The sequence below is a fragment of the Klebsiella sp. 28 genome (assembly GCF_018223905.1).
Lineage (GTDB): Bacteria > Pseudomonadota > Gammaproteobacteria > Enterobacterales > Enterobacteriaceae > Klebsiella > Klebsiella pneumoniae.
Window position 1 is genome coordinate 127,963 of record NZ_JAGRQY010000057.1, and the last position, 7,188, is coordinate 135,150.

Below are 7,188 nucleotides of genomic sequence, written 5' to 3' on the forward strand. Positions count from 1 at the left end.
CTGATAAGCGTAGCGCCATCAGGCAGATCGGCGCACCTTGCCGGATGGCGGCGTAAACGCCTTATCCGGTCTACTGTCAGCGCCATAGCGCACGCTAAAACGCTGCTTGCGCCGGTAGGCGTAGACATCTTCCACATGGCCGTTTTTAATCCGCATCTGCAGTGCGCGCCAGTAGTCGGCGCGCAGCAGGTCGGCATGCATCTCTTCAAACAGTGGCCCAATGCGCGGGTCGGCGCACAGCCAGTGGCGGAACTCCTCCGGAAACACATCGCCAGGCGAAACGCTGTACCACGGCTCGCTGGCCAGCTCATCCTCCGGATAGCGCGGCGGCGGGATCTCGCGAAAATTCACTTCCGTCATATAGCAGATTTCATCATAGTCGTAGAACACCACCCGGCCATGGCGGGTGACGCCGAAGTTTTTAAATAACATATCGCCGGGAAAGATGTTGGCGGCGGCCAGCTGGCGGATAGCATTGCCATACTCTTCTACCGCATCACGCAATGCCTGGCCGTTAACCTGCTCCAGCCACAGGTTGAGCGGCACCATTCGCCGTTCAATATAGAGATGGCTGATGACGATGCGGTCGCCGAGATCGGTGAGTTTGTTCCCCGCTTCCGCCTGCAGCAGCGCCAGCAGCGCCGGCGCGATTTGCCGTTTATCCAGCACGAAATTTTCAAACTCCTGGGTGTCCGCCATCCGCCCGACGCGGTCATGCTCCTTTACCAGCTGATAGCAAGCCCGCACATGGGCGGCGGTCATCTCTTTCTGCGGCGCGAAGCGGTCCTTGATCACCTTAAACACCCGGTCAAAGCCCGGCAGGGTAAACACCAGCATCACCATCCCGCGAATACCCGGCGCTTCAATAAACTGCTCATCGCAGCGAGTAATGTAGTGTAGATATTCGCGATAGCTTTCGGTTTTGGCGTGCTTCTGACAGCCAATCGCCATGTACAGCTCGGCCGTCGTTTTACCCGGCAAGATCTCGCGCAGCCATTCCACCAGGGCGCCGGGCAACGGCGCATAAACCATAAAATAGGAACGCGCGAAGCCAAAAACGATACTCGCTTCGGCATGGGTTGTGAGGCAGGTGTCAACAAACAGCTCACCCTCTTCGCTGCGGTGGATCGGCAGCAAAAAAGGCAGCGTCGCCATCGGCATGACCAGTTTGCCCACCAGCCAGGCGGCTTTATTGCGGTAGAACAGCTCATTGGCGACCTGCAGATGACAGGTGGCGAGCAGTTCCTCCCCCAGCGCCTCCTGCAGACTGGCAATGATATAGCCGATATCCCGCGCTTTGTTTTGCCACGGTAGCCGCAGCGGCAGATCGGACAGTACTTTACCCAGCAGGTGCGACCAACCGCGTTCCGGAAAGAAATCTTTCGCCAGCGGTCGCGGGAGGGTACGAAAGGGTCGCTCGGGCTGCGAGCTGAAAATAAAGAGCCGCTCGGGGGTCAGCGAGCGGTGGTCAAACAGGCGGCAGTAGACCGAATTGAAAAAGCTCTCAGCAATTTCAAAGCGAGGGTAATCCGGTAAAAGTTGGGTGTACTGTTGTTTCACCCGCAGAAGAAAATCGACGTCGGTGCTTTTCCCTTCGGTGATGCAGCGCAGCTGCTCTACTACCAGACCCACGTGGTGATCGTAGAGATGGATCCGCTGCTTCATCGCCTGCTGCACGGCGTGCCAGTCAGCCTGTTCAAAGCGCTGCTGCGCGCCGGAAGTGACTTCAAGAAAACGCCCATACTGCGCGTCAAATCCCTGCAATATCGTTTGGGCAATCAGTAATTCAAGACCACGCGTCATCGCTTTCCCCCATCCGGCGCCACGTCATGCCGGAAGGCGCGCTCGCTTATCCGGCCTGCGTCCTCTTGCAGGCCCGGTCAGCGTCGCGCCACCGGGCATAGCTTAAAACTGCTCTTCTTCGGTCGAGCCGGTCAGCGCCGTTACCGACGAGGTGCCACCCTGGATAATGGTGGTGACCTTGTCGAAGTAGCCGGTGCCCACCTCCTGCTGATGCGAGACGAAGGTGTAGCCTTCCGGCCCGGCGGCGAATTCCGGCTGCTGCACTTTCTCAACATAGTGGCGCATCCCCTCACCCTGAGCGTAGGCATGGGCGAGGTCGAACATGTTGAACCACATGCTGTGGATCCCCGCGAGGGTAATAAACTGGTATTTGTATCCCATGTCCGACAGCTGCTGCTGGAAGCTGGCGATGGTTTTATCATCGAGATTTTTCTTCCAGTTAAACGACGGCGAGCAGTTATAGGCCAGCAGTTTGCCCGGGAAACGCGCATGGATAGCCTCGGCAAAGCGGCGCGCCTGCTCGAGATCCGGTTTCGACGTTTCACACCACACCAGATCCGCATACGGCGCGTAGGCCAGCCCGCGGCTGATCGCCTGCTCGATCCCGGCGTGGGTGCGGAAGAACCCTTCGCTGGTGCGATCCCCGGTAATAAACTCACGATCGTACGGATCGCAGTCTGAGGTAATTAAATCCGCGGCGTCGGCATCGGTGCGGGCGATGACCAGCGTCGGGACCCCCATCACGTCGGCCGCCAGACGCGCCGCCACCAGCTTCTGAATCGCCTCCTGAGTCGGAACCAGCACTTTACCGCCCATATGGCCGCACTTCTTCACCGATGCCAGCTGATCTTCGAAGTGAACAGCCGCTGCACCGGCTTCAATCATCGATTTCATCAGCTCAAAGGCGTTCAGGACGCCGCCAAAACCGGCCTCCGCATCCGCCACGATCGGCAGGAAGTAGTCGATAAAGCGCGGATCGTTCGGTTCAATTCCCGCTGACCACTGGATCTGATCGGCGCGGCGGAAGGTGTTGTTGATCCGATCCACCACCGCCGGTACCGAGTTGGCCGGATACAGCGATTGATCCGGATACATGCTGGACGCCAGGTTAGCATCCGCCGCCACCTGCCAGCCGGAGAGATAAATGGCTTCGATACCCGCCTTCGCCTGCTGCAAGGCCTGGCCGCCGGTCAGCGCGCCGAGACTGTTGACGTACCCTTTTTTCGCCTCCCCGTGCAGCAGACGCCACAGTTTCGCCGCGCCAAGCTGCGCCAGCGTGCATTCCGGATTCACCGAGCCGCGTAACTTCACCACCTCTTCCGCGCTGTAGGGACGGGTAATGCCTTCCCAGCGCGGATTCGTCCATTCTTTGTTTAATTCTTCGATTTGTTGGGTACGGGTTTTCATGTGCAGATGCTCCATATAGTTTCCTGGCTCCCCAGGCTCATAGGTGAAGGACTAAATGGCGAACCACACCATCTGGCGATTAGGCCAGCAGGCGGTAGCCCGGCAATGTCAGAAAATCAATTAGCTCGTCGGAGGTGGTGATCTGCTCCATCAGTCGCGCCGCATCGTCAAAGCGGCCGTGGCTGAAGCGGTGCTCTCCCAGCTCCTCCTGAATCACCATCAGCTCTTCCGCCAGCCACTGGCGGAACAGCGCCTTAGTGACCGGGGTACCGTCGTTCAGGGTTTTCTGATGATGGATCCACTGCCAGATAGAGGTGCGCGAGATCTCGGCCGTTGCGGCGTCTTCCATCAGGCCATAAATCGGTACGCAGCCGTTGCCGGAGATCCACGCTTCGATGTACTGCACCGCCACGCGAATGTTGGCGCGCATTCCGGCTTCCGTGCGTTCGCCCTCGCAGGGAGCCAGCAGTTGTTCAGCGGTAATTGGCGCATCCTCGCTCCGGGTGACCGAGAGCTGATTCGGCTTATCGCCCAGCACGCGGTCAAACACCGCCATGGCGGTATCCGCCAGGCCCGGGTGGGCGATCCAGGTCCCATCGTGACCGTTGTTGGCCTCCAGCTCTTTATCGGCGGTGACTTTACTCAGCACCTGGCGGTTACGTTCGGTATCTTTGCTCGGGATAAACGCCGCCATACCGCCCATCGCAAACGCGCCGCGTTTGTGGCAGGTCTTAATCAACAAGCGTGAGTAGGCGCTGAGGAACGGTTTATCCATCGTCACCACCTGACGGTCAGGCAACACGCGGTCCGGATGGTTTTTCAGCGTTTTGATATAGCTGAAGATGTAATCCCAGCGGCCGCAGTTCAGGCCAACAATATGGTCGCGCAGCGCATGCAGGATCTCATCCATCTGGAACACCGCTGGCAGCGTCTCAATCAGCAGCGTGGCCTTGATGGTGCCGCGCGGCAGGTCAAAGCGATCTTCCGTAAAACTGAAGACATCGTTCCACCATGCCGCCTCCTGCCAGGCCTGTGTTTTTGGCAGATAGAAGTAGGGACCACTTCCTTTCGCCAGCAGCGCCTGGTAGTTATGAAAGAAATAGAGCGCAAAATCGAACAGGCTCCCGGGGATCGCCTCATTACGCCAGGTCACATGCTTTTCCGGCAGGTGCAGGCCGCGCACACGGCATACCAGCACAGCGGGATTGGGCTGCAACTGATAGATTTTGCCGGCCTCGTTGGTGTAGCTGATGGTCCCGTTCACGGCATCGCGCAGGTTGATTTGACCATCAATGACTTTGCGCCAGTCAGGCGCCAGCGAATCCTCAAAGTCCGCCATAAAGACTTTGACGTTGGCATTCAGCGCGTTAATGACCATTTTGCGCTCGACGGGGCCGGTGATTTCCACGCGGCGATCCTGCAAATCAGCCGGGATACCGCGAATAGTCCAGTCGCCATTTCTAATGGAAGCAGTTTCCGAAATAAAATCCGGAAGCTGCCCGTCGTCAATAGCCTGCTGTTGCTGCAAACGCGCGGCCAGCAGCTTATTGCGCGCCGGCGTAAAGCGGCTCACCAGTTCCGTCAGAAATTCTACCGCCTCAGGCGTTAAGATCTGCTTCTCCTGCTCGCCATAGGGCTGACTAAAGGCCAGTTCATCGGTGATTGTCGCCTGCTGCGTCATTGTGCTGCTCCTCTTGGTTGATCCGCTGGAAGCGAGCGAAAGATCGTTGTGCAGTTTTCGCTCAGCACAATTAAGACTACTCAATTAATTTCCAAAATCAAAAACAATTTCCATTTTAATTTTAAATTATCATTAACACATTGATAACAATGAAATTAAAGTTATCCTCGTGTATGAAGTGAATTTCGGAAATAAAAAAGGCACCCGAAGGTGCCAGAGGCAAAATGCTGAAACGCTTTAGGATCGTCTCACATAGAGTATTATTCCAGCGTCGGATTCATATGACGCAGATCGTATGGCGTAATCTGGTAGACGTAATAGTTAAGCCAGTTAGCGAACAGCAGATTGCCGTGGCTGCGCCAGGTGGCGCGCGGTTTGTTCTGCGGGTCGTTTTGTGGGAAATAGTTATGAGGTATCTCAGGGTTCAAACCGGCTTCCACATCGCGGAAATATTCACTTGCCAGGGTATTGGCATCGTACTCAGGGTGGCCGGTGACAAAGGCGATGCGCTTATCTTTGCTGGCGAACAAATACGCATCGCCCTCTTCCGTCTCCGCGAGGATCTCGAGATCGGTATAGTCGCGAATAAGTCCGGCCGGAAAATCAGCATAGCGTGAGTGCGGGGCCAGGAAAGAGTCGTCGAAACCGCGGGTCAGTAAGGCGTGCGGATGAAGAATATGGTGTTCATAGACGCCGGAAATCTTTTCGGCGCGGGTCTGCTTGGGAATGCCGTACAGAATGTTCAGCGCGGCCTGAACCGCCCAACAGACGAACAGCGTCGAAGTGACGTGATCCTTGGCCCACTCCAGCACCTGTTTGATCTGCGGCCAGTAAGCAACATCGTTAAACTCAACCAGGCCTAAAGGAGCGCCGGTAACAATCAGGCCGTCAAAGTTCTGATCGCAGATCTCATCGAAATTACAGTAAAAGTTATTCAGATGCTCCGCAGGGGTATTACGCGACTCGCGCGCATCGATACGTAATAACTGGATATCCACCTGCAGCGGAGAGTTTGATAGCAGACGCAGGAACTGGTTTTCCGTCTCGATTTTCTTCGGCATCAGGTTGAGGATTAACACCTTCAGGGGGCGGATTTCCTGAGTCGTTGCACGTGTTGTCGTCATTACGAAGACGTTTTCATTGCGCAAGAAATTGACGGCTGGCAGCTCGTCCTGCACCCGAATTGGCATAACTGTATTACCTCATAGCATACGTATAAACGTTTAGACATCCAGATAGCTGAAGATAACCAGGAATCGGGTGAATGTCGAGTCTGCATGTTCACGGTGAGAAAATTTCACGGCGCTTGTTGAGTTAGAATATAAGAATGTAGAAAAGGAGAAAGTATGGTTATTAACATCCGCCGTTCCCGGCCTGATGAAGGGGATAAACTGACTGCGATCTGGTGTCGGTCGGTCGACGCCACGCATGATTTTCTGACAAAAGCGTATCGAAAGGAGCTGGAGGAGATGGTACGCGCATTTTTACCGGAGGCTCCGCTGTGGGTGGCGGTTAATACGGAAGACCAGCCGATCGCCTTTATGCTGCTGACCGGAGATCATATGGATGCGCTGTTCGTCGATCCGGATGTCCGCGGCTGTGGCGTGGGGAAGTTGCTGATTGAGCATGCGCTGTCGTTAACGCCGAAGCTGACGACCAATGTAAATGAGCAGAATGAACAAGCGGTCGGGTTTTATCAGAAGATGGGTTTTAGGGTGACAGGGCGCTCTGAAACGGACGATCTGGGGCAACCGTATCCGTTATTGAATTTGATGTATGAGCAGCAGGCTGAAGCAGACTACGATTGACGTCGGTAACTTTGCGGCATTGATGTCCCCTCGGCCAGCAGGTGGCCGAGGATCTGTAGCCCCGGTAAGCGCAGCGCCACCGGGGAGACATACCGGCACGCTGGCCGGACGACAGAAACGCAAAAAGCCCATCCGGCAGGATGGGCTCTTCACTTGTTTGATGCCTGGCAGTTCCCTACTCTCACATGGGGAGACCCCACACTACCATCGGCGCTACGGCGTTTCACTTCTGAGTTCGGCATGGGGTCAGGTGGGACCACCGCGCTAGTGCCGCCAGGCAAATTCTTTGTGCTCAGTATGCAATTCTTTATATTGCGTACTCAACTCTGAATCAAAGCTGAAAATTCTCTCAAATCCGCCAAAACATCTTCGGCGTTGTAAGGTTAAGCCTCACGGTTCATTAGTACCGGTTAGCTCAACGCATCGCTGCGCTTACACACCCGGCCTATCAACGTCGTCGTCTTCAACGTTCCTTCAGGAGACTTAAAG

Annotated in this window: 5 protein-coding genes and 2 rRNA genes; 1 reads left to right on the top strand and 6 read right to left on the bottom strand. The window is 55.8% G+C overall.

What is annotated here, in order from left to right; all coding sequences use genetic code 11:
* Positions 1–18: 18 nt before the first annotated feature.
* From aceK to metA, 4 genes are all read right to left on the bottom strand, one after another.
* Positions 19–1,803 carry a bifunctional isocitrate dehydrogenase kinase/phosphatase gene (gene aceK, locus KHQ28_RS10785; RefSeq protein WP_002884575.1) on the bottom strand — a complete coding sequence of 595 codons (1,785 nt, stop codon included), beginning with the start codon at positions 1,801–1,803 and terminating at the stop codon, positions 19–21.
* A gap of 102 nt (positions 1,804–1,905) precedes the next feature.
* Positions 1,906–3,210, bottom strand: coding sequence for an isocitrate lyase (gene aceA, locus KHQ28_RS10790; RefSeq protein ID WP_002884570.1), 1,305 nt, complete (start codon positions 3,208–3,210; stop codon positions 1,906–1,908).
* 79 nt (positions 3,211–3,289) lie between these two features.
* Positions 3,290–4,891: a malate synthase A gene (aceB, locus tag KHQ28_RS10795; RefSeq protein WP_002884559.1), complete on the bottom strand. Its 1,602-nt coding sequence runs from the start codon at positions 4,889–4,891 to the stop codon at positions 3,290–3,292.
* Positions 4,892–5,151: 260 nt separating this feature from the next.
* Complete coding sequence (gene metA / locus KHQ28_RS10800; RefSeq protein WP_004146576.1) at positions 5,152–6,081, bottom strand: homoserine O-succinyltransferase; 930 nt, start codon at positions 6,079–6,081, stop codon at positions 5,152–5,154.
* 156 nt (positions 6,082–6,237) lie between these two features.
* On the opposite strand from metA, the gene KHQ28_RS10805 reads away from it, so the two are divergent.
* The gene (locus KHQ28_RS10805; RefSeq protein ID WP_004178258.1) at positions 6,238–6,699 is read left to right on the top strand and encodes an acetyltransferase; all 462 of its coding nucleotides are present in this window, start codon (positions 6,238–6,240) and stop codon (positions 6,697–6,699) included.
* 162 nt (positions 6,700–6,861) lie between these two features.
* On the opposite strand, the gene rrf is transcribed toward KHQ28_RS10805, so the two are convergent.
* Positions 6,862–6,977 (bottom strand): 5S ribosomal RNA (gene rrf / locus KHQ28_RS10810).
* A 101-nt stretch (positions 6,978–7,078) separates the two neighbouring features.
* A 23S ribosomal RNA gene (locus KHQ28_RS10815) occupies positions 7,079–7,188 on the bottom strand; the annotation flags it as partial.